This window comes from Streptomyces gardneri, assembly GCF_006539185.1.
Lineage (GTDB): Bacteria > Actinomycetota > Actinomycetes > Streptomycetales > Streptomycetaceae > Streptomyces > Streptomyces gardneri.
On sequence record NZ_BJMN01000005.1, the window covers coordinates 243,184 to 266,795 of the forward strand.

The following is a 23,612-nucleotide window of genomic DNA, read 5'->3' on the forward strand; positions in this document are numbered from 1 at the left end:
CCAGTGAGACAGGGGACTACAGCACATGGTCACTTCACAGGAGGTCGCCGCCCGGCGTCCCGACCCCACCCGGCCGACCACTCCGGAGGAGCTCCTCAGGCGTGCCGAGGACCTCGTCCCGGTGCTGCGGGGCCTCTCCGACGACATCGAGCGGGCCCGCAGGCTGCCCGACGCGGTCGTGGAGAAGCTGCGCGACGCGGGCGTCTTCCGCATGGGCGTGCCCACCGAACTGGGCGGCCCGGGCCTCGACTCCGTCCAGCAGACGGAGGTGGTGGAGACCCTCGCCCGCGGCGACGCCTCCGCCGCCTGGTGCGCCATGATCGGCATGGACACCCCCCTCTACGCGCAGTTCCTGCCCGAGTCCGTCGCCAGGGAGGAGCTCAGCGACCCCGACGCCATCACCGCCGGACTGATCCTGCCGCTCGGCCGGGCCGAGCGGGTGCCCGGCGGCTACCGGGTCACCGGACGCTGGGGGTTCGGCAGCGGCATCACCCACGCCGACTGGGTCGTGGCCGGCTGCTTCGTCCACCAGGACGGGCAGCCCGAGCCCGGACCCGACGGCTCGCCCCGGCACTGGCGCATCATGCTGGCCCGCCGCGACGAGTTCGAGGTCCTCGACACCTGGCACACCACCGGCCTCGCCGGCAGCGGCAGCAACGACTACCAGGCGACGGACCTCTTCGTGCCCGAGGAGCACTCCTTCAGCCTCGGCGCCCCGCGCGTCGAGGGCCCGCACTCCACGGCCGAGGCGATCCTGCGCAACATGCCCGGCGTGCCGCTCGGCGTGGCCCGGGCCGCGCTCGACCACGTACGGGAACTGGCCGCCGGCCGCGTCGACCGCGCCGCCGCCACACCCTGGGCCGACACCTACCGCGTACAGATGACCATCGCCGAGGCCGAGATGGAGCTCGGCGCGGCCCGGCACGCCGTCTACGGCAGCCTGCGCAGGCAGGCGGAGATCCTGGAGAAGGGCGGCGAGATCGGCCGCGACGACCGGGTGGACACCGTCCTCGCGCGCGTCAACGCCTTCCGGGTCGCCCGGACCATCGTCACCCGGCTGTACGACCTCGTGGCGACCACCGCCGTCTACCGGCCCTCGCCGCTGGACCGCTGGCTGCGCGACCTGACGACGATGCGCCAGCACGTGATCGCCCAGGACCAGGTGCTCCAGTCGGCGGGCGCGCACCTGCTCGGCGGCACCCCGTCCAACCCCTTCAGCCTGGGCATCGTGGCATGAGCGGACACCCGCGCGCGAAGGCCGCAGGACCGCGCGCCGCCACGGTCGCGACGGACCGGGCGGACCGGGCCGAGCTGAGCGGCGGGCCGCTGCCGGCGCCCTCGGTCGGCACGCTCGGCGAGGCGCTGCGGCGTGCCGCGCGAGGTCCGCACGGCGTCCTCGTGATCGACGGCACGGGCACGGCCGCCCACAGGCCGTACACCGAGCTGTACGCGGACGCGGCACGGACGGCGGCGGAACTCGCCGCCGCCGGTGCGCGGCCCGGCGCGCGGGTGATCCTCCGCACGAACCGCACCGGCGACCTGCTCATCTCCTTCTGGGGGTGCGTGCTCGCCGGACTCGTCCCGCTGCCCGTGTCGTACGGCTCCGGTGCCGACGGACTCGCCGAGGCGGTCGAGGCCGTCGGGGAGGCGTGGCTGCTCGGTGACGAGCCGCCCGGCCCGCACCCGCCGGGGCTGCGCCCCTTCGGCCAGGGGCCCCACCCGTCCACCGGTTCCGGCGAGCAGGTCGCGGCGCGGCCCGACGATCCGGCGGTGCTCACCCTGACCTCGGGCAGCGGCGGCCGCCCCAAGGCCGTACCGCTGACCCACCGGCAGGTGCTCGCCAGGGCGCACGGCACCGCCCTCGTGCGGGGCCTCGGCCCGGACACCCGCAGCCTCAACCGGATGCCGCTCGACCACGTCAGCGGAATCGTCATGTTCCACGTACGGGACGTCTACCTCGGCTGCCACCAGGTGCACGCCGACGCCGGCTGGGTCCGCGCCGACCCGCTGCGCTGGCTCGACGTGGCCGAGGGGGAGCGGATCGACACCACCTGGGCGCCCAACCGCGTCCTCGCGCTCCTCGTCGACCGGCTCGCCGGGGCGCCGGACCGCTCCTGGGACCTGAGCCGGCTCCGCTACGTGATGAACGGCGGCGAGGCGGTCAAGGACCGTGTCGTACGGCGGTTCGTGGAGGCGCTCGCCCCCCACGGACTGCCGGCCACCGCCGTACACCCCGGGTGGGGCATGCCGGAGACGGCCTCCGGCGTCGTCGACGGCGTCTTCCGCCCCACGGACGGACCGCGCCGGCGCCATGTGCCGGTGGGGACACCGCAGCCCGGAGTGTCGGTACGGGTCGTGGACGAGGCGGGGCGGGTGGTGCCGACCGGGGTCGTGGGCCGGCTCCAGATCACCGGAGCGCCGGTGGCCGACACCTACCTCGTGGACGGGGTGGCGCGTCCGGCCCCGCTCTCGGACGACGGCTGGCTCGTCACCGACGACCTGGCCTTCGTGGCGGACGGCGAACTCACCGTCACCGGAAGGGCCGACGGCCTCATCGAGGTGGGCGGTGGACGGTGGCACGGCCACGAGATCGAGGACGCCGTCGAGGAACTCCCGTACGTGCTCCCGTCCTTCACCGTCGCCCGCCCGCTCGCGGCGGACGGCACCGGCTCAGTGGACGTCGCGAGCTCAGCGGACGTCACGAGCTCCGCAGCCGGCACGAGCTCCGCAGCCGGCGCTACAGGCTCCGCCGGGCTCGCGGTGTTCTTCCGGCCCCGGCCGGGGGTCCCGCCGGACGAGGCGACGGAGCGGGTGCGCGAGCGGGTGCGGCGGCGCTTCGGGGCCGACGAGGTGCACGTCGAGGTTCTGACCGGACACGAACCGCCCAGGACCGCCACCGGGAAGCTCCGCCGCCCGGCCGTCGCCACCGGCCGGCCCGGCACACCCGGCCGATCACCCACCCCCCCCACCGAGAGGCCTGACATGTCCCTGGACCTGACCGCGACCATGCGCACCTTCGCCACCGGCATCTGCGTCGTGACCACGTACGAGGAGGAGGAGGGGGACCGACGGCGCCACGACGCGGTGGCCGTCCGCTCCTTCACCTCCGTCTCCCTGGACCCACCGCTCGTCTCCCTCGCCGTCCCCCGCGACTCCGAGGTCCTCGCGACACTGCTCACGACCAAGGTCTGGGCGGTGTCGATCCTCGACGTCGCCGGCATCGACATGGCCGAGGCCCTGGGCGGCGACCGGGAGACCCGGGCCAGGGCCCTGCTCACCTGCACGGCCACCCCCGGGGAGCGCACCGGGGCCCTGGTCCTCGACGCACCCGGCTGGCTCGAGTGCACCCTGTACGACCGCCACGACACGGGCGACCACACGGTCCTGATCGGGGAGGTGCTGGCCACCGGCGGCCGGTACCGGCGGCCCCCGCTCGTCTTCGTCAACGGTGGCCCGCGCGCGCTCTCCGAGGCCTGACCCGCGCCCCGCGCCCGGCAGACCGGCCGACGCACGTCCGCCCGACCGTCCGACCGTATCCACCCCGAACTCCCAGGAGAAACAGTGAAATTCGGCATCTGGCTCGACTTCCGCAACCCGGCCGGATGGCGGCGGCCCTGGACCGACGTCTACGAGGAGACGCTGTCGCTCGCCACCGACGCCGAGACCCTCGGGTTCGAGTCCGTCTGGCTGTCCGAGCACCACCTCACCGACGACGGCTACCTGCCGTCCCTGTTCCCGGCGCTCGCCGCCATCGCCGCCCGCACCAGCCGGGTCCGGCTCGGCACCGCCATGGTCCTCGCCGGCCTCACCCATCCGCTGCGGCTCGCCGAGGACGCGGCCGTCACCGACCTGCTCTCCGGCGGCCGACTGGAGCTCGGCCTCGCCCCCGGCTACCGGGAGAAGGAGTTCGAGGCCCTCGGCTTCGACCGGGCCAAGCGGGGCGCCCGTACCGAGGAGACCGTGGAGATCCTCCGCCGTGCCTGGACCGGCGAACCGTTCTCGTACGCCGGGAAGCACTTCGACCTCGACGACGTCGTCGTCACCCCGGTCCCGCAGAGCCCGCCGCCCGTGTGGATCGGTGGCGGCAGCGAGGCCGCGGCCCGGCGCGCGGGCCGCCACGGGCTGCGCTTCCTGCCCGACCTCGGCACCTCGCCGGAGGTCCTCGACCTGTACCGGCGGACCCTCGTCGAGCACGGGCACGACCCGGCCGGCTTCGGTCTGACGGCCATCGTCACCCCCGGCGTCTACGTGTGCGAGGACGCCGAGGAGGGCTGGCAGGAGATCAGGGAGCACTACTGGTACCTGCTGAACAAGTTCCAGGAGTGGTTCGGCAACCCGGGGCTGCCGTCCGTGGACGACCTGCCGCGCGAACTGTTCCTGGTGGGCCCGCCGGACGTGGTCGCCGAGGGGCTGCGCGACCGGATCAAGCCGCTGGGCGACGTCGAACGCGTCATCTTCTTCGGCCGCGCGCCGGGGCTGCCCGTCGACCGGGCCCGCCGCTCCCTCGAACTGTTCTCCGAGCACGTGCTCCCGCAGTTCGCCTGACATCCGCCCGAGCGCGCCGGCCGACGGCCGCTCCCGCGCGCCCGACCCCAGAAGGAGCAAGGAGCACCATGTCAGACATCGCCATCGTCGGCGCAGGCATCTCGGGCCTGCACCTCGCCCTGCGACTCCAGCAGGCGGGAGTGACCACGACGGTCTACGCCGAGCGCAGCACCGAGGACCTCGCGGCGGGGCGCCCGCTGAGCCTCCCCGTCCGGTTCGGCCGGACCCTGGACCGGGAGCGCGAACTGGGCGTCTCGCACTGGGAGGGAGGGGACAACGACACCCTCGGCGTCCGCCTCGTGGCACGCGGGGAGCCGGAGATCGGCTTCCTCGGCCGCCTCGACGCCCCCGCGAGCGGCGTCGACCTGCGCCTCTACCTGCCCACGCTCACCGCCGACTACCTGGAGCGGGGCGGCCGCGTGGTCGTGCTGCGGCCCGACGCGGCCGAGATCGAGCGGATCTCCCGCGACCACGACCTGGTCGTGGTCGCCACCGGACGGGCCGCCACCACCGGCCTGTTCCCGCGCGATCCGGAGCGCTCGCCCTACACGGAGCCCCAGCGCGTCCTGACCGCCGGCCTCTTCCACGGCATCGCGCCCGTCGACCCGGGCCACATCCACTTCCAGGTCTCCGAGGCGGGCGAGATCTTCTCCACCCGGATCCTGACCGCCGAAGGACCCGTGCACGGCATCGTCGTGGAGGGCCTGCCGGGCGGTGCGCTGGAGCAACTCGCCTCCTACGACCACGCGGAGGACCCCGCCGGCTTCGAGAAGACCCTCCTGGGGCTCGTCGCCGAGTACGCGCCGGACCTGCGCGAGCGCATCTCCGACCGGGAGTTCGGGATCCGCCGCCCCGGCGACGTGATCCAGGGCGGCCTCACCCCGGTGGTCCGCCGCAGCTGGGCCGCGCTCGACTCGGGCAGGATCGCGCTGGCCCTCGGGGACGCCTGGATCGTCAACGACCCGCTCGCCGGGCAGGGCGCCAACCTCGGCTCGCGCAGCGCCTTCGAGATCGCCGAACTCATCGTCGCCGGCGGTCCGTTCGACGAGGCGTTCGCCGAGCGGGTGGCCGAGCGGCTGTGGCGGATCGCCGAACCGGTCGTCGCCTGGTCGAACCTGAACGTCGCGCCGCCGGTCGAGCACCTGGGCGGGATCTTCGTGACCGCCACGGCCGATCAGCGCGTCGCCGACGCGTTCGTCGCCAACTTCAACCACCCGGCCGACATGTGGGAGGCCGTCAAGACGCCGGACGCCACGCGGGCCTGGCTGGACAAGATCACTGAGGCCGGGTGACGGAAGACCGTCGGCGGAGGGAAGCGCGCACGGCCCGGCCGTGCGCGCTTCCCTCCGTCTTTCCGTGTTACGCGGCGACCAGCGGACCGGTCCGCGGGCTCCAGACGGACATCGCCATGTCCACCAGCTCGTGCAGCTGGGCGCGCTCGGCCCCGTCCCGCGCCTGCAACGAGAGGCCGTTGAGGAACGTGGTGTAGAAGGCGGCGATCCGGTCCGTGTCCGTGTCCTCGGCGAGCTCCCCGCCCGCCACCGCGGCGTCCAGCCGGGTCTTGAGGGTGGACTTGGTCCGGGCCCGGCAGCGCAGCGCGAAGTCCCGTACGGACTCGTGGTCGGTGGTGCAGCTGCTGGCGGCGTGCACGATCATGCAGCCGCGCGGCCTGTCGGCGGCGGTGAAGCGGTCGACGCTGCCGTGCAGGAGCGCGGCGATGGCCTCGCGGACCGTCGCGGCCTCGTCCATGGCCCGGCGCGAGGACTCCGCCTCGGTGCGCTCGTAGAGCTCGATGGCCTCCCGGAACAACTGCTCCTTGTTCTTGAAGGCGGCGTACAGGCTGGGCGGGTTGATGCCCATCGCGGCGCTCAGGTCGGTCGTCGACGTGGTGGCGTACCCGCGCTCCCAGAAGACGAGCATCGCCGTGTGCAGTGCGGCGTCCCGATCGAAGCTGCGGGGGCGTCCGGTGCGGGCCACATGTCCTCCTTGACGGCCGATCAGCCGGTCGATAGCCTCTTCTGTAGAGGTTAGTACAGAAGTGGTGTTGTCCGCTGCCCCCCCGTACGGGAAATTCGGCGGTCACTCCGTCCTGCCCTCGTCCTTCCCTCGACTCTACGGTCGGTCCGACAAGGAGATCCAGTTCATGACTATCGCGGACGACGCCACGGCGGACGGCGCTTTACCCGGTCCGAATGACCCCGAGGCCCGCGTGCGATGGGGCCTGCGGGAATGGCTGATGCTCGTGGTGGTGTGCGGGGCGTTCTCCCTCGACGCCCTCGACAACATCATGGTCGGCATCGCCACCCCCCAGATCAAGGACGAGTTCGGCATGAGCACGTCCGCCGCCCAATGGGTGGTGAGCGCGTACGTCCTCGGCTTCGGCGGCTTCCTCCTGCTCGGCGGCCGGATGTCCGACCTCCTCGGCAGGCGGCGGGTCTTCCTCGTCGGCCTCACCGTCCTCGCGGCCGGCTCCCTCCTCGGAGGGCTGGCGAACAGTGGCCTCCTGGTCATCGTCGGCCGGCTCGTGATGGGCATCGGCGCCGCGCTGACCGCCCCCTCCGCCCTCTCGATCGTCGTCGGGAACTTCCCCGAGGGACCGCAGCGGAACCGCGCCCTCGGCATCTACACGGCCTGCGGCGCCATCGGCTACTCGATCGGCGTGGTCGTCGGCGGCGCCCTCACCCAGGCGAGCTGGCGCTGGACCTTCGTGCTCGGCGTGCCGGTGGCGATCGCCGCCCTGATCGGAGCCCTGATCCTGGTCCCCAAGGACCCGGCGCACGACGGCTCCAAGCGACACTTCGACGCCGCCGGCGCGGTCACGGTCACCGCCGCGATGCTGCTCCTCGTGTACGGCATCGTGCAGGCCCCGTCCTCGGGCTGGTTCTCCGGCGTCACCCTCGGCGTCCTCGGCGCCGCCGCCCTGCTCCTCGCCGCCTTCGTGGCGATCGAGTCCCGCAGCCCGCAGCCGCTGCTGCGGCTCGGTCTGCTCCGTAACAAATCGCTGGTGGGCGCCAGCCTCATCGCCGCGGCGATCCTCGGCACCTACATGAGCTACCAGTTCATCGGCAGCCTCTACCTCCAGTCCTACCGGGGCTGGTCCCCGCTGCAGATGGCCTTCGCCTTCCTGCCGATCGGCCTCATGATCCTCACCTTCGCGCCCCGCGCGGGGAAGTGGCTGGGCCGTACCGGACTGCGCTGGCCGGTCTTCGGCGGCATGTTCGCCTACACCGTCGCCTTCCTGCTCTTCCTGCGGGTGGGCGAGGGCTCCTCCTACTGGCTGGTGATCCTGCCGAGCATGGTGCTCATCGGCGTCGGCTTCCCCTTCGCCTTCACCGCGGCCAACGTCGCGGCCACCTCGGGCGTCGACGAGTCCGAGCAGGGCCTCGCCGCGGGCATCCTGCAGACCGGCTACCAGGTGGGCGCCGCGGTGGTGCTCGCCGTGGTGACCGTGCGCATGGGCGGTGAGGAGAGCCCCTCGCACGCCGAGTCGCTCACCGGATACCACCAGGGCATCTGGGTCATCGTCCTGATCGCCGCCGTCTCGGCCTTCTCGGTGCCGATCGCCGCGGCGGCGGCCCGGAGGAAGGCCGGCTCCTCGCGGGCCGGCTCCCCGGCCTCCGGCTCCCTGGAGGCGGCTTCCGCCGACGCCGACGCCGACGGCGGCGGTACCGAGAAGGCCGACGGCCGTACGGCCGAGTCCGCCGGCCGGTCCGGGCGCTGACCCGGCCCGGAGCGGACGGCCGGTGACCGGTCGTCGGTGGTCGGTCACCGGCACGCGAGAGGCCGCTCCCCTCATCGGGGAGCGGCCTTTCGCTCTTGTCACGGGCCGGCCGGCCCGGCTCCGGTCACTCGTCGAGCAGGTCCGGCTGCTCGTGCACGATCTCGTCCCAGAGCAGCTGGAAGCTGAACCAGCCGAGGTGGCGGTCCCCGAAGCCGTCGCGGGCGGCCTCGGCCTGTTCGTGGCTCATCGGCTGCACCTGCCCGGCGGCCGCCGCGAGCAACTGCACCTGGGCGGCGGCCTCGTAGGTGAAGAACCAGTGCACGGCCTCGTCGACCGAGCCGCCGACGGTGATCAGGCCGTGGTGCCGCAGCAGGATCGCCCGCTTGTCGCCGAGCCGGTCGGCGATGTCCTCGCCCTGCGCGAGGCTGATGGACGGGCCCTCGTAGTCGCCGTAGAGGACCTGGTCGCCGTAGAAGGCGGCGGACTCCTGGTCGAGCGGTTCGAGGAGCCGGCCGAGCGCGCCGAGCGCCCGCGAGTGCGGGGTGTGGCCGTGCGCGGCGGCGACGGCGCCCGGGTGGGCGCGGTGGATGGCGGAGTGGATCACGAAGGCACTGGGGTTGAGCCGGTGGTGGCCCTCGACGACGCGGCCCTTGGAGTCGACGAGGATCAGGTCGCGGACCTTCACCCGGCTGAAGGGGACACCGAAGGGGTTGACCCAGAACAGGTCGTCGCCCTCGGGGTCCCGCACTGAGATGTGCCCCGACACGCCTTCCCCGTACCCGTACTTGCCGAACAGCCGCAGGGCGGCGGTCAGTCGCTGCTTGCGGTGCCTGCGGTCGTCCTCCACGGAGTCGAAGACGGGCTCGGTGGGCAGGGGGAGGCCGGTGTGGGTGTCGGCCAGGTAGTCGGCCCGTTCCTGCGTCGCGATCTCGGTCATGCGGGGGCTCCTCGTGGTGTGGGGCGGCCGGGGTACGGCCGGTGGTGGGGGTGGTCGCGGGGCGGAGTGGGCCGTAGGGCCTGTCCGGACGCGTCAGAGGGCGCGGACCGGGTCCGCGGACCCGACGGGGGTGCGGGCCGCCTCCGCGTGGACGGCGTCCGCTATGTCGACGGCCCGGTCCACCAGGGAGGGCACGCCGAAGGTGAAGAAGAGCGAGCCGGAGGCGAGGTCGCCGAGGACGTGGATCCGCCGGTCGGTCTCGCCGGCGGCGAGCAGCCCGCTGGTCGACCGGGAGACGTGGACGCCACCGCGCGGATGCCGGACGGCGAGTCCCCTGTGGGCCAGCGCGTCGACGAGCGCCGACGCCCCGCGCGGGACGCGGTGCGAGGCGGGGCTGACGGCGTTGACGACGACGTCGGCGTCCTGGACGCCCGCGTCGCCGACCAGGCGGAAGCCCCCGGAGGGTCGGGCGGTGATCCGCTCGACGCCTCGGACGATCCGCAGCAGGCCGCGGTCGGCCCGGGCGAGCAGCGTCGCCGCGCTGGCCGGCGGCATGGGGCAGCACAGGCTCATCACGGTCCGGTAGTGGTCCCGCAGCAGTCGGGTCCGCTCGTGCTCGGGCAGCAGCGGCCAGACGTCGGGGCCCGTGTCCGGGACCGCGTGCTGGAGGAGCCGCAGGCCCGGGTCGGTGCCGTCCACGAGGCCGAACTGGCGCCGCAGCCGGGCGACGGGGTCCTCGGTGCCCGTCGTGGCGATCTCGGCCGCGACGGAGTCGAGCGACGATCCGGCGTCCGCGAGCTCGGCCCCCATCAGGGCGACCACGTCGGCGACGGAGAGCCGCTCGCCCCGCGCGGCCACGGCGCGGAAGTGCGCGGCGGTGAAGTAGCGGGGTGCGCGCTCCACCGGCCGTTGGCGGACGCTCGGCAGCACCCCGCGCCGGGAGGCCATGAGGATCTCACCGGAGTGCCCCGCCGCGGTCAGGTGCAGCACCACGTCCACGGCGGTCAGCCCGCTGCCGACCACGACGACCCGGTCCCGCTCGCCGATGCCGGCGAGCCGCTGCGCCACCGGGTACGGGTCGGCGACGAACCCCGGTGTGCCGGTCAGCCCGTGCGGGTCGGCCGGCTCCCCGGTGCCCACGCAGAGCACGGCGTGGTCGAGGGCGTAGGGGGTGCGGTCGGCGGTGTACGCGACCAGGGCGCCGTCCTCGCGCGCCAGGTCGGCCACGGCCGCCCGGACCAGCCGGATGGCGCAGCCGCGGGCCGCGAGCCGGTTCAGCGCGGCGCGGGCGCACTGCTCCAGGTAGTCGCCGTACAGGGCCCGGGGAGGGAAGGTGATGCCCGAGCGGGCGTCGACGTGGTCGGCGCGCGTGCCCAGGAACACGGCCCGCGCTTCCAGCCACCGGGTGAAGTGCTCCGGGTCGCCGGCCCGCACCGTCATGTCCTCGGGTGGGGCGTTCACCCGCAGGGTCGCGGCGTCGGGTTGGTAGGCACGACCCCGCCACAGGTGCGGGGAGGGGTCGAACACCGTGACCGACTCGGGAATTTCGTCGCGCTGGCTCAAAGTGTCGAGCAGGCATACGGCGGAGGCGCCGCCTCCGATGATGCCGATTCTCGCAGGAAACAACATTCGAGCGAACCCCGTTCAATGGCGCGGATGATGTCCGTTCTTTTACCGAGGGAAAACCGATCGGAACAGGTACGGAAAGAAATGCGGTAGGTACGGACAGAAGTGTCGGGAGAGCCGAACCGCAAAACCTGTGAAATCGGGATCCAGTCTCCTGGCTTCCCGTCGGCGCCGCTGGCGTGAACACGCATGCGGCATAACGGGTTTGCGCACGCTCGTTCGGCGTGCGCGCCGGTGCGGGAGGCGAGGAGGAGAAAGAGAAGGGTGGGGGAGAGGGGGTGCGGGGCGGGCGGGACGGTCCTAGGGGAGCCCGCGTGCCGACTGGCGGCGCCACTCGCGGGGGGCCACCCCGTAGCGCTCGCGGAACAGCTTGCTGAAGTGCGACGCGCTGTCGAGGCCCCAGCGCTCGGCGATGCCGGCCACCGTCAGATGGGCGGTGCGCGGGTCGGACAGGTCGTCCCGGCAGCGGCGCAGCCGCTCGTTCCGGATCCACAGGGCGGGACTGCTGTCCTCGTCCTGGAACAGCAGCTGGAGGTAGCGCAGGGAGATCTTGTGCGTCCTGGCGAGCAGCCGGGGGCTCAGCTCGGAGCAGCCGAGCCGGGCGCGGGCGAAGGTCTTGATCCGGTGCAGCAGGGCGCGGCGGGCCAGGACGGGGTCGGGCACCGCCTCGCCGAGCTTCTCCGAGCAGACGGCACCGACCAGGCTGGCGACGCTGCTGCCCAGGTGGTCCGCTATCGCCGGGTCCAGCCGCGACATGTTCCGCGCGGCGCTGCGGAGCAGGTCGGCGAGGAGCACGCTGGCCCCTTCGGAGCCGGACCAGGTGGCCGCCCGCAGCGGGTGCTCGACCCCGGCCCTGAGGTCGACCAGCCGGTGGTCGAACTTCACGGTGACCATGTGGATGGGCTGCCGCATCCAGAGGGAGAAGGGCAGGGAGCTGTCGTAGCAGAAGAGATTGCCCGCCCGGGCGACGGCCGTGAGGTCGCCCTGACGGACCCGGACCTCTCCGTCCAGGACGCACGCGAGATAGAGGGGCGCCGTCGCCGCCTTGGTGGCGAGCAGCGCGGTGCGCTCGACGGCGTGCGGCCCGGCCTGGACCTCGGCGAGCTGCACCGTGCCGAAGGTGCCTGTGGCGATGGTCCCTTCGAAGTGACCGGGCTCGGTGCGATAGACGCGCAGCGGACCGCAGGTGTCCGTGACGAGATCACCCCACGCGTGGAATCCCCGCTGCAGAGCGGATTCCCCCGTGCGTAAGGTGCGCACCGGCCCGGTCGGGTCGAGCAGCACAGTGCTCATGTGAATCGTCCCGGTGCCGCCGAAAGGGATATGCACTTGCCCTGGAGGTCGCGGGGCATGAAGTTCTCCTTTCTCGAGGGCCGTTGCCGGCTCTCTTCACAGATGATCCTCATCCTGCTGCATGGGCTGGGACGCCCGGCAGTTGGATTTGCGTCAGTGCGGCTCGAACAAGGATTCCTGCTTCGTGTATATCCACGAGAAGGGGGCGCGAACTGTGTCGCACTGTGTAGTTCATGGAACATTCACGAATGCCGCGTCGTTCCGGGCATGGCCGAAGCCCCGTCGGTGCCTGACCGAAGGGGCTCTTGCTTTCCTGTCCGCGGGTCCATGGGCAGGTCCCTGGGCATCTTCAGGGCGTGATCTTGGGACCTCCCGAGGCGCGGAGTCCGGAAAGGACGCCTTGACAGCGGGGGCCGCGGCGCGCGTGCGCGCGCTAGCGGGCCGCCGGTACGCCGCCGTGCACGACCTCGCGCTCCCAGCCGTCCCGCGGCTGGGTGTGCAGGCGCCAGTAGTGCTCCGCGATGTCGTCCGGGTCGTACGCCGTACCGGGCGCCACGGCCCCGGGGACGGTCACCGAGGCCACATGCACCCCGGCCGGACCGTACTGCGCGTCGAGCAGGTCGACCAGGGTCCTGACACCGAATTTTCCGAGGCCCAGGCTCACATAGCCCGGGTCGACCCGGGGCATTCCGCCCGTGACCAGGATCGTTCCGCTGCCCCGCTCGGCCATGCCCGGGGCCACATGGCTCGCGGTCGTGAGCGCGCCCACCACGTTCACGGCCCAGGCGTCGAGCTGCCCCCGCGCGTCGAGCTCCCCCGGTCCGTCGCGGCGGATGAGGGCGGCGTTGTAGACGGCCGCGTCGACCGGCCCGAGCTCCTTCCCGACCGTGTCGAGGGCGGCCCGCAGCCCCGCCTCGTCCGTGCTGTCGGCGGTCAGGGCCAGCACCCTGCCGCCGTCCCGCCCGATCTCCGCGGCGACCTGCTCCACGGTCTCCTTCCTCCGTGCGATCACGGCGACGGAGTACCCCTCACGGGCGAACCGCGAGGCCACGGCCTTCCCGATCCCCGGCCCGGCACCGACCACGACTGCTGTGGACACCACAACTCCCTTGCTCCCGCGAATGGTTACGGGCGGAGCGTACGACGATCTTCGACCCCCTCAGCGCCCTCCACGGGCGGGAACCACCCGCGCGAGCGAAGGGCGGACACGGAGCGTGACGGCGCTCCGCCGACGTGCCGTCACCGCCCTTCGCACAAGTGGACGGGGTGTTCGGAATCCCGCTACCTGCCTTCGCGCAGTTCGACGATGTACGCCGCGGTCAGCGCGACGGACCGGTCCTCGTCCCGCGCGAGCTCCGCGAGGGCGCCGGCCGCCGTGACCCCCGGGATCTCCGCGAGGGCCTGCGCCAGCCGCCGGCGCGCGGGCGCCCCGGCGCCGGCGTGGGCGAGCCGCTCGACGAGCCCGGCGGCGATCCCGTCCGCCGACCCGGGACGGCTCGCCAGCGCGCTCAACGCGTCGGCCGCGTCGACGTCGTTCGTCTCCGCCACGATCATGTCGATGAGCACCGGGACCGCCTCGGCCACGCCGCGGGCCCCGAGCGCCAGCGCCGCGTGCCCGCGGACCACCGCGTCGGGGTGCGCGAGCGCCTCCCGCAGCAGGGCGGTCGCCTCCTCGTCCGGGAGCTCGGCGAGGGAGCGGACGGCACGCTCCCGTACCTCGGCCGCCGGTGAGTCGAGGCCCTTCGCGAGGAGCGCAGGTCCGCCCTCGGCCCCGCGCGCCAGCGCCCAGCGAAGGGCTCCGGCGACGATCGGGTCGTTCTCGCCCAGCGCCGCCTCGACCAGCGCCTCGACGGGAACCGGTTCGCCCCCGGCCGAGGACAGGGCCGCGCGCTGCCGGGTGCCGGCGCTCTTCGACCCCAGCGCCTGGAGCAGGGCGACGGTCCGCAGGACGTCCTCCCAGCCGGCGGGTTCGGCGGCCCCGATCCGGTGGAGCCGGGTGAGCAGTTCGGTCTCGACCGCGACGCGTTCCCGCGTCTGGCGGATGAGGTCGTCGACGAGCTCCGAGGGCGTGAAGCCGGGATCGTCGAGTGCCCGCCCGACCTCACGCAGCGAAAGTCCCAACGACCGCAGGCTCTCGATGTGGAAGATCCGCCGGATGTCCTCGTCGGTGTACTCGCGATAGCCGCCGTCCGTGCGCCCGGTCGGCCGCACCAGGCCGAGCGACTCGTAGTGCCGCAGCATGCGGGCGCTGACCCCGGACCGTCGTGCCACCTCACCGATCAACACTGCCTGTTCACTCCTCCCGGCCGGTCGTGCCGAGAGCCACGATGCGCTTCGCCTCCTCGATCGCGAAATCGAATCCGGCATCCGGGTCGCGTGCCAGCCGTTCCGTGGCGATCGCGTGCCGACGCCGCCGAGGGTCCGGATGCTCCGTCGCGGCACGCAGCGTCGGCGCGGCCGCCTCGCCGAGCGCGATCAGCGCCCGGCTGAGGCTCAACCGCGTCTCGCGTCCGCCGCGCCCGAGCTGTGTGGCCAGCACGCCGGCCAGTTCGGCCTCCCGCTCTTCGGGCACGAGCGCGACCGCCGCCCGCCAGGCGCTCCGCGCGACCTCGTCGTCGGCGTCGGTCAGCAGCGCCCGGGTGATCGCCGGCCACGCCCGCCGATCGCCGATCTTGGAGAGGGTGTGCAGCGCCTGGCTCCGTGCCTGACCGTGCTCCGAGCGGAGTTCGCCGACGAGCCCGGGGACCGTCGCCGACGCCGGGTGGCGGGTGAGCGCCCAGGTGAGCATCTCGCGGACGGAGAAGTCGGGTTCGACCGCGCTCCGTCCGATGAGCGCGTCGACGCACCACGGGTCCGGGCTCGTCCCCACCGCCAGCGCCGCCCGCAGGCGTACCGACGGGCTGTCGTGCTCCAGCCCTTGAAGGGCTCGGGTCGTGTGTGCGGCGTCTTTCCGCTCGGTCATCGTGACCACCTCCTCCGCCCCAGTGAAGGCCTTGTCACGGTGTCAAGGTCAAGCGGCGCCACGCGGTGGGCCCGATCCGCGCGTCACACGCGGTCCTGGAGGGCGGCCCGCCAGGCGGGCGCGGGTGCGGAGGGCCGGGGCTCGGGGCGGCGGCCGCCCCGGGCGAAGAAGTCGGCCAGCGGCAGGAGGGCCGCGCCGACGGTGACCGCCTCGGGGCCGAGGGTGCCCAGGCCGATGCCGGTGCGGCTGGCCGGGTAGCGGAGCGCGTACTCGCGGGCGTAGCGGGTGACGGTGCGGAGGAAGCGCTCGCCGAGCTGGAGGCCTGCCCAGCCGCCGACGAGGATGCGCTCGGGCTGGAAGAGGTTGATGAGGTCGGCGAAGCCCGCGCCGAGGTATTCGGCGGTCTCCTCCAGGACGGCGAGGGCCGTGATGTCGGGTGCGGTTGCCGGGTCGGCGGGGTGGGCGGCGGCGAGCATCGCGGTGAGGGCGGTCTCCTCGTCCGCGCCGGCCGGCGGCCGCCCACCGGCTTCGCGCCATCGCTCCAGGAGGGCCTCGGCGCCGGCGTACGCCTCCAGGCAGCCGTGGGAACCGCAGCGGCAGCGCCGTCCCCGGACCCGTACCGTCAGGTGTCCCCATTCGAGGGCGCGGCCGGGTTCCATGGGGTCGGTGACGGAGCAGGCGCCTACGCCGGAGCCGAAGAGGACGACGACGGCGCTCCGGGCGCCGCGTCCCGCGCCGAACCACATCTCCGCCTGGCCGAGGGTCTTGGCGCCGTTGTCGATCCGGTACGGCACGGTGTCGGGGAGGTCGACGGCCTCGCGCAGCAGCCGTTCGAGGGGGACGGAGTCCCAGCCGATGGTCTGGCCGTGGACGACGGCGCCGTCCTCACCATGGTCGACGATGCCGGGTACGCCGACGCCGACGCCGAGGAGGCGGTCGGCGGGGACGTCCGCGGCCCGCAGCACCTCGGCGATGCCGTCGCGCAGGTGGGCGACGACGAGGTCCACGTCGTAACGCCCGGTGCGGGGCCCGGTGCTGGCCAGCGCCCGCTCCGTGCGGGCGAGTTCGGTGAGGGTGAGGTCGAAGAGCTCGATCCTGATCCGGGTCTCGCCGATGTCGACACCGATCATGAACCCGCTGTCCGGGGTGACGCGCACGAGGGTACGGGGACGCCCGCCGGCGGAGTCGACGCTGCCGGCCTCCTCGACCAGACCCTCCGCGATGAGCTCGGCGACGACGTTGCTGACCGAGCCCGAGCTCAGGCCGGTCGCGGGGCCGAGCGTGAGGCGGCTCGCCGGCCCGTCGAAGTACAGCCTGCGCAGAACGGCGGTGCGGTTCTCACGCCGCAGGTCACGCACCGTGCGGCCACTTCTTGCGTGCACTTGGGTCCCCGTCTCTGAAGTCGTTCGTTGCAACATACCCGCAGTACAGGCCTTGACGCGACCTTCCCGTGGGGTTTAACTCACATCCTAAATTAAGCCGATGCCACGGAGGGCGGTCCAGGCGCTCTCCTCGTTCGGCATCCTCGTCATCCCCCCGAAAGGGCCCAGGAGCCATGCGCAGAATCAGAGCCGCAGTCACCGGTGCCGTCACCCTCTCCCTCGCCTTCACCGCCACCGCATGCGGCGGCGGGGAGAGCGGCCAGGCGACGCCGAAGACCCTCACCTACTGGGCCACCAACCAGGGCTCCAGCCTGGAGGTCGACAAGAAGGTCCTCCAGCCCGAGCTCGACCAGTTCGAGGAGGAGACCGGGATCAAGGTCAAGCTGGAGGTGATCCCGTGGTCCGACCTGCTCAACCGGATCCTCACCGCGACCACCTCCGGCCAGGGCCCCGACGTCCTCAACATCGGCAACACCTGGAGCGCCTCGCTCCAGTCCACCGGCGCGCTGCTGCCCTTCGACGCGAAGAACTTCGAGGCCATCGGCGGCAAGGACCGGTTCGTCGACTCCGCGCTCGGCTCCACGGGCACCCCCGGCCAGGACCCGGCCGCCGTCCCGCTCTACTCGATGGCGTACGCGCTCTACTACAACAAGCACATGTTCAAGGCCGCCGGCATCACCGAGCCCCCGACCACCTGGGACGAGGTGATCGCCACCGGCAAGAAGCTGAGCAAGGACGGGAAGTGGGGCCTCGGGGTCGAGGGCTCCAACCTGTCCAACAACATCCACCAGGTCTTCGTCCTCGCCAAGCAGCACGGAGCCGACTTCTTCACCGCCGACGGCAAGGCCGACTTCACTTCCGACGGAGCCGTCGCCGCCGTCAAGCAGTACGTCGAGCTGATGGCCACGCAGAAGATCGTCGCCCCCGGCAACGCCGAGTACGCGCAGAACCAGTCCCTGAGCGACTTCGCCAAGGACCGGACGGCCATGGTCCTGTGGCAGACCCCGCAGCAGACCTTCGCCTCCCAGGGCATGGCCCCGGAGGACTGGGGCGTCGTCCCCGCCCCGGTCCCGGCGGGCAAGCCCGGCGCCGGCAAGCAGACCAACTCGATGGTCGCCGGCATCAACATGGCCGTCTTCAAGAACACCAAGAACCTCGACGGCGCCCTCAAGTTCGTGAAGTTCATGACGAGCGACGAGGAGCAGATCATGCTCAACAAGGCCTACGGCTCGGTGCCGCCGGTCAAGAGCGCCCAGCAGGACCCCGGGTTCTCCGACCCCTCGCTCACCGTCATCCGCGACACCCTCGCCACCAGCGCCGCCGCCCTGCCGCAGGTCCCCGAGGAGTCCCAGTTCGAGACCGTGGTCGGCACGGCCGTCAAGGAGCTGTTCGCCGACGCTGCCGCCGGCCGGCCCGTCACCACCGAGTCCGTGCGGGCCAAGCTCGAAAAGGCCCAGCAGCAGATGCCCAAGAAGTAGGCAGCCCCTCCATGACCAGAACCGCCGTCGCTCCCCAGCGGGAGCCGGCGGTGCGCAAGGCCGCACCCGGAGGGGCACCCGCACCACGCCGCTCCGGGCGCCGCCGCATCGCACTGCCGTACCTGCTGCTCCTGCCCGCCCTGCTCCTCGAACTCCTCGTCCACCTCATCCCGATGCTCATGGGCATCGGCATGAGCTTCAAGGAGCTCACCCAGTTCTACATCCGCGACTGGTCCGCAGCCCCGTGGGCCGGCCTCGACAACTTCGCCGTCTCGATCGACTTCGACGCCCCGGTCGGCCAGGCGCTCCTCAGGTCCTTCCTGACGACCTGTCTGTTCACCGTCCTGTCCGTCGCCCTGTGCTGGTTCCTCGGGACGGCCGCCGCGATCTTCCTCCAGGAGGAGTTCCGGGGCCGCGGCATCCTCCGGACCCTCTTCCTCGTCCCGTACGCCCTGCCGGTCTACACCGCCGTCATCACGTGGGCGTTCATGTTCCAGCGGGACAACGGCCTGATCAACCACGTCCTTCACGACCAGCTGGGCATCGGCGACAGCCCCGCCTTCTGGCTCATCGGCGACAACAGCTTCTGGTCCCTGCTCGTCGTCTCCGTGTGGAAGGGCTGGCCGTTCGCCTTCCTCACCGTCATGGCGGGTCTGCAGAACATCCCCCGGGACATGTACGAGGCGGCCTCCCTCGACGGCGCGGGCGTCCTCAAGCAGATCCGGCACATCACCCTGCCGTCGCTGCGGCCCGTCAACCAGATCCTGGTCCTGGTCCTGTTCCTCTGGACGTTCAACGACTTCAACACGCCGTTCGTCCTGTTCGGCGAGGCGGCACCCGAAGCGGCGGACCTGATCTCGCTGCACATCTACCAGTCGTCCTTCCAGACGTGGAACTTCGGCACCGGCTCGGCCATGTCCGTCCTGCTGCTGCTCTTCCTCCTCGTCGTCACGGGTGTCTACCTCCTGCTCACCACCCGCGGAAGGAAGACCTCCGATGTCTGAGAACGCACTCCGGCGCACGGGGCGCTCCCCGATGGCCGCGCCCCGCTCGTTCCTGTGGACCCGGCGGATCTTCCTCACTCTGCTCACCGCCTTCGTGGTGCTGCCGGTGTTCGTGATGGTCTCCAGCTCGCTGAAGCCGCTGGAGGACGTCTCGGGGAAGTTCCAGTGGATCCCGTCGGGGATCACGTTCCGCCCGTACGTCGACATCTGGGAGACCGTCCCGCTCGCCGACTACTTCGTGAACTCGATCGTCGTGGCGGGCGCGGCCACCGTCTTCTCGGTGGTCGTCGCGATCTTCGCCGCCTACGGGGTGAGCCGCTACGACTTCAGCGGCAAACGGGTCTTCACCGTGACGGTGCTGTCGACGCAGATGTTCCCCGGCATCCTCTTCCTGCTGCCGCTCTTCCTCATCTACGTCAACATCGGCAACGCCACCGGCATCGCGCTCTTCGGCTCGCGCGAAGGCCTGGTCCTCACCTATCTGACGTTCTCGCTGCCGTTCTCGATCTGGATGCTGACCGGCTACTTCGACTCGATCCCGCGCGAACTCGACGAAGCCGCCAAGGTCGACGGCTGCGGGCCGATCAAGGCCCTGTTCCGGGTGATCGTCCCGGCCGCGTCCCCCGGCATCATCGCCGTCGCCGTCTACGCCTTCATGACCGCCTGGGGCGAGGTCCTCTTCGCCTCCGTCATGACCAACGACACCACCCGCACCCTCGCCGTCGGACTCCAGGGCTACGCCACCCAGAACGACGTGTACTGGAACCAGGTGATGGCGGCCTCCCTCGTCGTGAGCCTGCCCGTCGTCGTCGGCTTCCTCCTCCTCCAGCGCTACCTGGTCGCCGGCCTCACCGCGGGTGCGGTCAAGTGACGTCGCTCCCCGCCCTCTCGGCGCTCTCCGGCTCCTCCGCCGTCTCCGCCCCCTCGGCCTTCTCTCCTCCCATCACGAAGAGGTTCTCCGTGTCCGCATCCCCCGACTCCCGCCCCGCGCTCGACCTGGAGGCCTTCCCTCCGTCCTTCGCCTGGGGAACGGCGACATCCGCCTACCAGATCGAGGGCGCCGTCGCCGAGGACGGCCGCGCCCCCTCCATCTGGGACACCTTCACCCGTACCCCCGGCGCGATCGACAACGGCGACAACGGCGACACCGCCTGCGACCACTACCACCGCTGGCCCGAGGACCTCGCCCTGATGAAGGGCCTCGGCACCGACGCGTACCGCCTCTCCATCGCCTGGCCGCGCGTCGTCCCCGGCGGCGACGGACCGGTCAACGCCGCCGGACTCGACTTCTATGACCGGCTCGTCGACGCCCTCCTCGACGCGGACATCGCCCCGTCCGTCACCCTCTACCACTGGGACCTGCCGCAGGCCCTTCAGGACCGGGTCCGGGACAGCCGCGGCGGCTGGACCGAGCGGGCCACCGCGGAGCACCTCGCCGCGTACGCCTCCGTCGTCGCCGAGCGCCTCGGCGACCGCGTCACCCAGTGGGCCACCCTGAACGAACCCCTCTGCTCGGGCTGGATCGGCCACCTGGAAGGGCGTATGGCCCCCGGATACACCGACCTGACAGCTGCGGTCCGCGCCTCGTACCACCTGCTCCTCGGCCACGGACTCGTCACCCAGGCCATCCGCGCCGCCGCTCCCGGCGCGCGCGTCGGCCTCGTCACCAACCACTCCACCGTCGCCCCCGCCTCCACCCGGCCCGAGGACATCGCGGCCGCCGCCCGCATGGACGGCCACACCAACCGCTGGTGGCTCGACCCGGTGTACGGCCGCGGCTTCCCCGCCGACATGCGCGAGCTGTACGGCGTCGAACTGCCCGAACAGGCCGGTGACATGGAGACCATCGCGGCCCCGCTCGACTGGCACGGACTCAACTACTACTTCCCGGTGACCGTCGCCGACGACCCGGCAGGACCCGTCCCGCACGCCCGCGAGGTCCGCCTCCCCGACGTCCCCCGCACGGGCATGGACTGGCAGATCGACGCCGGCGGCCTGGAGGCCTTCCTGCTGCGCCTCACCGACGACTACGGCGTTCGCGAGCTGTACGTCACCGAGAACGGCTCGGCCTTCCCCGACACCGTCGCCCCCGACGGCGCGGTCCACGACCCCGAGCGCACCCGCTACCTGGAACAGCACCTGGCCGCCTGCGCCCGCGCCCTGCGCAAGGGCGCGCCGCTCGCCGGGTACTACGCCTGGTCCCTGCTCGACAACTTCGAATGGGCCTACGGCTTCGACAAGCGCTTCGGCCTCGTCCACGTCGACTACGCGACGCAGAAGCGGACCGTGAAGACGAGCGGCCGGCGGTACGCGGACATCATCCGTGCCCACCGGCAGGCGACCGCCGGCTGACCGGGCACCTCGCGCCCTCGTGCACTCCGGAAGGCCGCCCCGGCACCGGCGGGGCGGCCTTCCGGAGTGCACCGCCGTCGCCCCACCGTCCCCGTCCGAGGCTTCCCGTACAGGAGCGTCCCATGGCCGACGCCGCCGTTCCGTCCCTTCCGCCGGGGCCCGACGACGCCGACGAGCTCGCCGCCGAGCGGCTGCGCCGCGTGCTCGGCCCCGTGACGGTCGTCCGGGACACCGTCCTCAGCGGGGGCTTCTACAACTCCGCCCGCCTGCTCGAACTCGCCGACGGGCGGCGGCTGGTGCTCAAGACGGCCCCGCAGGCGAGCGCCCTCGCCCTCACCCACGAGCAGGACCTCCTCCGCACCGAGGCACTCTTCCACCGCCTCGCCGCCCGGGCGGGCGCCCAGGTACCCACCGTCCTCCACCACGAGCCCGCCGGCCCCGGCACCCCTGCCGAATGGCTGCTCCTCACTTACCTCGACGGCGCCACTTGGGACGCCGCCCGCGACCGGCTCACCCCGGCCGATCGTGCCGCTCTGCGTCACCGGCTGGGGGAGTCCGTGGCCCGGATCGCCACCGTCACCGGACCGGTCTACGGTTACCCGCGATCGGCCGCAGGCCTCTTCGGCCCCGACTGGCCCTCCGCGTTCACCGCCATGCTGCACGCCGTCCTCGCCGACGCGATCCGGTTCGAGGTCGCCCTGCCCGCCCCGCCCGAACTCCTCGCCGCCCTGCCCGTACGCTTCGGCCACCGGCTCACAGAGGTCCGCCGCCCCGCGCTCGTCCACTTCGACGCCTGGGAGGGCAACATCGTCCTCGCCCGAGCCGGGAACGGCCCGTGGCACCTGAGCGGCCTCATCGACGGCGAACGCGCCTTCTTCGGCGACCCCCTGGCCGAGCTCGTCGGACTCGACCCGCTCGGCTCGGCCGAGGACGATCCCGACCTCATGGCCGGCTACCGCTCCCTCGTACCCGACCTGACCATCGACACCGGCGCCCGCGTACGACTGGCCCTCTACCGGGTCTACCTCACCCTCATCATGCGTGTGGAAGTCGTCCCCCGGGCCTACGACGGGGAGCTCGCGGCCTGGCGCGACGCCTGGTCCGCCGAGCGCCTCACACGACAGCTCGCCGCGCTGGACGCCCTGGAGGCGTGACGGGCCGGTGCGGGGCGGTCAGGTGGAGTCGCGGACGACGAGCACCGGGTCGAACACCTTCGAGGCCGGTTCTGAGGGCTGCAGGGCCGACTCGGGCCGGCCGCCGGTGAGCTCCTCGACCAGAAGGCCGGCCATCGCGGCCGCCATGCGCTCCACCGGCTGACGCACGGTGGTCAGCTGCGGCCGTGCCCTCCGCGCGGCCACGGAGTCGTCGAAGCCCACCACGGCCACCGACCCGGGGACGGTGATCCCCTCCTCGCGCAGGTACTGGCAGGCGCCCTGCGCCATCAGGTCGTTCGCGGCGAACACCGCGTCGGTCCCCGGGTGTTCCTTCAGCAGCCGCGCCATCGCGCGCCGGCCGCTGTCCACCGAGAACCGTCCTCGTACGACGGGCACCGACGTCACCCCGCGGGCCGCGAACGCCTCCCGGAAGCCGTCGAGGCGCTCGCGCGCGGTAGGGGCGCCGGCCGGTGCGGCGATGGTGGCCGGGCGCCGCCGGCCGGTGGCCCACAGATGCTCGGCGGCCAGCCGGGCGCCCGCCGTGTTGTCGAGTTCGACGAAGCCGCACCGCGTGGAGTCGTGGGGGCGGCCGAACAGCACCGTGGGGACACCGGCCGCCACCAGCATCGACGGTAGCGGGTCGTCCGCGTCGAGCGGGACCACCAGCGCTCCGTCGGCGCCGCCCCGCCGCAGGTACTCCACCAGCTGGGCCCTGGCCTGCTCCGACTCCGCGACCAGCATGACCGGCTGGATCGCCCGCTCGCGCAGGACCGGGAGCACTCCGTCCACGACCCGCCCGAAGAACGGGTCGGAGAACACCCGGGCCGCGAAGGCCTTTCCCGTCGCGGAGAACACCAGGGCGACGGTTCCGGTGCGGCGCGTCACCAGGGACCGGGCGGCCTGATTCGGGGTGTAGCCGGTGCGGGCGACCGCGTCGCGTACGGCCTGCTGGATACCGGGGGCCACGTTGCGCACGCCGTTGACGACACGGGACACCGTCGCCCGCGACACCCCCGCCTCACGTGCGACGTCCTCCAGGGTCGGTCCTCGATTTCCCACCCGCGCGCTCTGTCGATTCCCCACTTGTGCACCATATCGGGGCTCCGTGTCCGGTGGCGGTACGGGCTCCGGCCGTCCCGGACCAGATGGCGCTGTCAC

At 72.6% G+C, this 23,612-nt stretch carries 19 protein-coding genes; 10 read left to right on the forward strand and 9 right to left on the reverse strand.

Features of this window, described 5'->3' with window-relative positions; all coding sequences use genetic code 11:
- Nucleotides 1-25 precede the first annotated feature (25 nt).
- From SGA01_RS03555 to SGA01_RS03570, 4 genes are all read left to right on the forward strand, one after another.
- Nucleotides 26-1,237, forward strand: coding sequence for an acyl-CoA dehydrogenase family protein (locus tag SGA01_RS03555; protein ID WP_141293181.1), 1,212 nt, complete (start codon nucleotides 26-28; stop codon nucleotides 1,235-1,237).
- Nucleotides 1,234-3,477, forward strand: coding sequence for an AMP-binding protein (locus SGA01_RS03560; protein WP_141293183.1), 2,244 nt, complete (start codon nucleotides 1,234-1,236; stop codon nucleotides 3,475-3,477). The genes SGA01_RS03555 and SGA01_RS03560 overlap by 4 nt, the downstream gene beginning before the upstream one ends.
- Before the next feature lie 84 nt (nucleotides 3,478-3,561).
- The gene (locus tag SGA01_RS03565) at nucleotides 3,562-4,545 is read left to right on the forward strand and encodes an LLM class flavin-dependent oxidoreductase (RefSeq protein WP_167533995.1); all 984 of its coding nucleotides are present in this window, start codon (nucleotides 3,562-3,564) and stop codon (nucleotides 4,543-4,545) included.
- Between the two features lie 68 nt (nucleotides 4,546-4,613).
- Nucleotides 4,614-5,837 carry a styrene monooxygenase/indole monooxygenase family protein gene (locus SGA01_RS03570; protein WP_141293187.1) on the forward strand — a complete coding sequence of 408 codons (1,224 nt, stop codon included), beginning with the start codon at nucleotides 4,614-4,616 and terminating at the stop codon, nucleotides 5,835-5,837.
- A gap of 67 nt (nucleotides 5,838-5,904) precedes the next feature.
- Here SGA01_RS03570 and SGA01_RS03575 read toward each other — a convergent pair whose 3' ends face one another.
- Complete coding sequence (locus SGA01_RS03575; protein ID WP_141293189.1) at nucleotides 5,905-6,522, reverse strand: TetR/AcrR family transcriptional regulator; 618 nt, start codon at nucleotides 6,520-6,522, stop codon at nucleotides 5,905-5,907.
- Nucleotides 6,523-6,688: 166 nt separating this feature from the next.
- Between SGA01_RS03575 and SGA01_RS03580 the strand changes: the two genes are divergently transcribed.
- Nucleotides 6,689-8,266 carry an MFS transporter gene (locus SGA01_RS03580; RefSeq protein ID WP_141293191.1) on the forward strand — a complete coding sequence of 526 codons (1,578 nt, stop codon included), beginning with the start codon at nucleotides 6,689-6,691 and terminating at the stop codon, nucleotides 8,264-8,266.
- A 124-nt stretch (nucleotides 8,267-8,390) separates the two neighbouring features.
- Here SGA01_RS03580 and SGA01_RS03585 read toward each other — a convergent pair whose 3' ends face one another.
- The 7 genes from SGA01_RS03585 to SGA01_RS03615 all read right to left on the reverse strand — a co-directional run bounded on the left by SGA01_RS03585 (nucleotide 8,391) and on the right by SGA01_RS03615 (nucleotide 16,466).
- Entirely contained in the window at nucleotides 8,391-9,203 is an 813-nt protein-coding gene (locus tag SGA01_RS03585) for a class II aldolase/adducin family protein (protein WP_141293193.1), read from the reverse strand.
- Between the two features lie 93 nt (nucleotides 9,204-9,296).
- Nucleotides 9,297-10,832 (reverse strand): FAD/NAD(P)-binding protein, encoded by a 1,536-nt coding sequence (locus SGA01_RS03590; RefSeq protein WP_141293195.1) that lies wholly within the window; start codon nucleotides 10,830-10,832, stop codon nucleotides 9,297-9,299.
- Nucleotides 10,833-11,129: 297 nt separating this feature from the next.
- Entirely contained in the window at nucleotides 11,130-12,122 is a 993-nt protein-coding gene (locus SGA01_RS03595; RefSeq protein WP_141293197.1) for an AraC-like ligand-binding domain-containing protein, read from the reverse strand.
- A gap of 433 nt (nucleotides 12,123-12,555) precedes the next feature.
- Nucleotides 12,556-13,221: an SDR family NAD(P)-dependent oxidoreductase gene (locus SGA01_RS03600; RefSeq protein WP_141293199.1), complete on the reverse strand. Its 666-nt coding sequence runs from the start codon at nucleotides 13,219-13,221 to the stop codon at nucleotides 12,556-12,558.
- A 182-nt stretch (nucleotides 13,222-13,403) separates the two neighbouring features.
- Complete coding sequence (locus SGA01_RS03605; RefSeq protein ID WP_141293201.1) at nucleotides 13,404-14,408, reverse strand: HEAT repeat domain-containing protein; 1,005 nt, start codon at nucleotides 14,406-14,408, stop codon at nucleotides 13,404-13,406.
- Nucleotides 14,409-14,415: 7 nt separating this feature from the next.
- Nucleotides 14,416-15,084, reverse strand: coding sequence for a HEAT repeat domain-containing protein (locus SGA01_RS03610; protein ID WP_141293203.1), 669 nt, complete (start codon nucleotides 15,082-15,084; stop codon nucleotides 14,416-14,418).
- Between the two features lie 83 nt (nucleotides 15,085-15,167).
- Nucleotides 15,168-16,466: an ROK family transcriptional regulator gene (locus SGA01_RS03615; RefSeq protein WP_141293205.1), complete on the reverse strand. Its 1,299-nt coding sequence runs from the start codon at nucleotides 16,464-16,466 to the stop codon at nucleotides 15,168-15,170.
- A gap of 173 nt (nucleotides 16,467-16,639) precedes the next feature.
- Here SGA01_RS03615 and SGA01_RS03620 point away from each other — a divergent pair, with 173 nt between their 5' ends.
- The 5 genes from SGA01_RS03620 to SGA01_RS03640 all read left to right on the forward strand — a co-directional run bounded on the left by SGA01_RS03620 (nucleotide 16,640) and on the right by SGA01_RS03640 (nucleotide 22,454).
- A complete protein-coding gene (locus tag SGA01_RS03620; protein ID WP_141293207.1) occupies nucleotides 16,640-17,944 on the forward strand; it encodes an ABC transporter substrate-binding protein in 1,305 nt (434 codons plus the stop codon).
- A gap of 11 nt (nucleotides 17,945-17,955) precedes the next feature.
- Nucleotides 17,956-18,948 (forward strand): carbohydrate ABC transporter permease, encoded by a 993-nt coding sequence (locus SGA01_RS03625; protein ID WP_141293209.1) that lies wholly within the window; start codon nucleotides 17,956-17,958, stop codon nucleotides 18,946-18,948.
- Between the two features lie 31 nt (nucleotides 18,949-18,979).
- Nucleotides 18,980-19,819 (forward strand): carbohydrate ABC transporter permease, encoded by an 840-nt coding sequence (locus SGA01_RS03630; RefSeq protein ID WP_141293488.1) that lies wholly within the window; start codon nucleotides 18,980-18,982, stop codon nucleotides 19,817-19,819.
- An 89-nt stretch (nucleotides 19,820-19,908) separates the two neighbouring features.
- Nucleotides 19,909-21,300, forward strand: coding sequence for a GH1 family beta-glucosidase (locus SGA01_RS03635; protein ID WP_141293489.1), 1,392 nt, complete (start codon nucleotides 19,909-19,911; stop codon nucleotides 21,298-21,300).
- A gap of 122 nt (nucleotides 21,301-21,422) precedes the next feature.
- The gene (locus tag SGA01_RS03640) at nucleotides 21,423-22,454 is read left to right on the forward strand and encodes a phosphotransferase family protein (RefSeq protein WP_141293211.1); all 1,032 of its coding nucleotides are present in this window, start codon (nucleotides 21,423-21,425) and stop codon (nucleotides 22,452-22,454) included.
- Between the two features lie 18 nt (nucleotides 22,455-22,472).
- Here SGA01_RS03640 and SGA01_RS03645 read toward each other — a convergent pair whose 3' ends face one another.
- Entirely contained in the window at nucleotides 22,473-23,513 is a 1,041-nt protein-coding gene (locus SGA01_RS03645) for a LacI family DNA-binding transcriptional regulator (RefSeq protein ID WP_141293490.1), read from the reverse strand.
- Nucleotides 23,514-23,612: the final 99 nt, after the last annotated feature.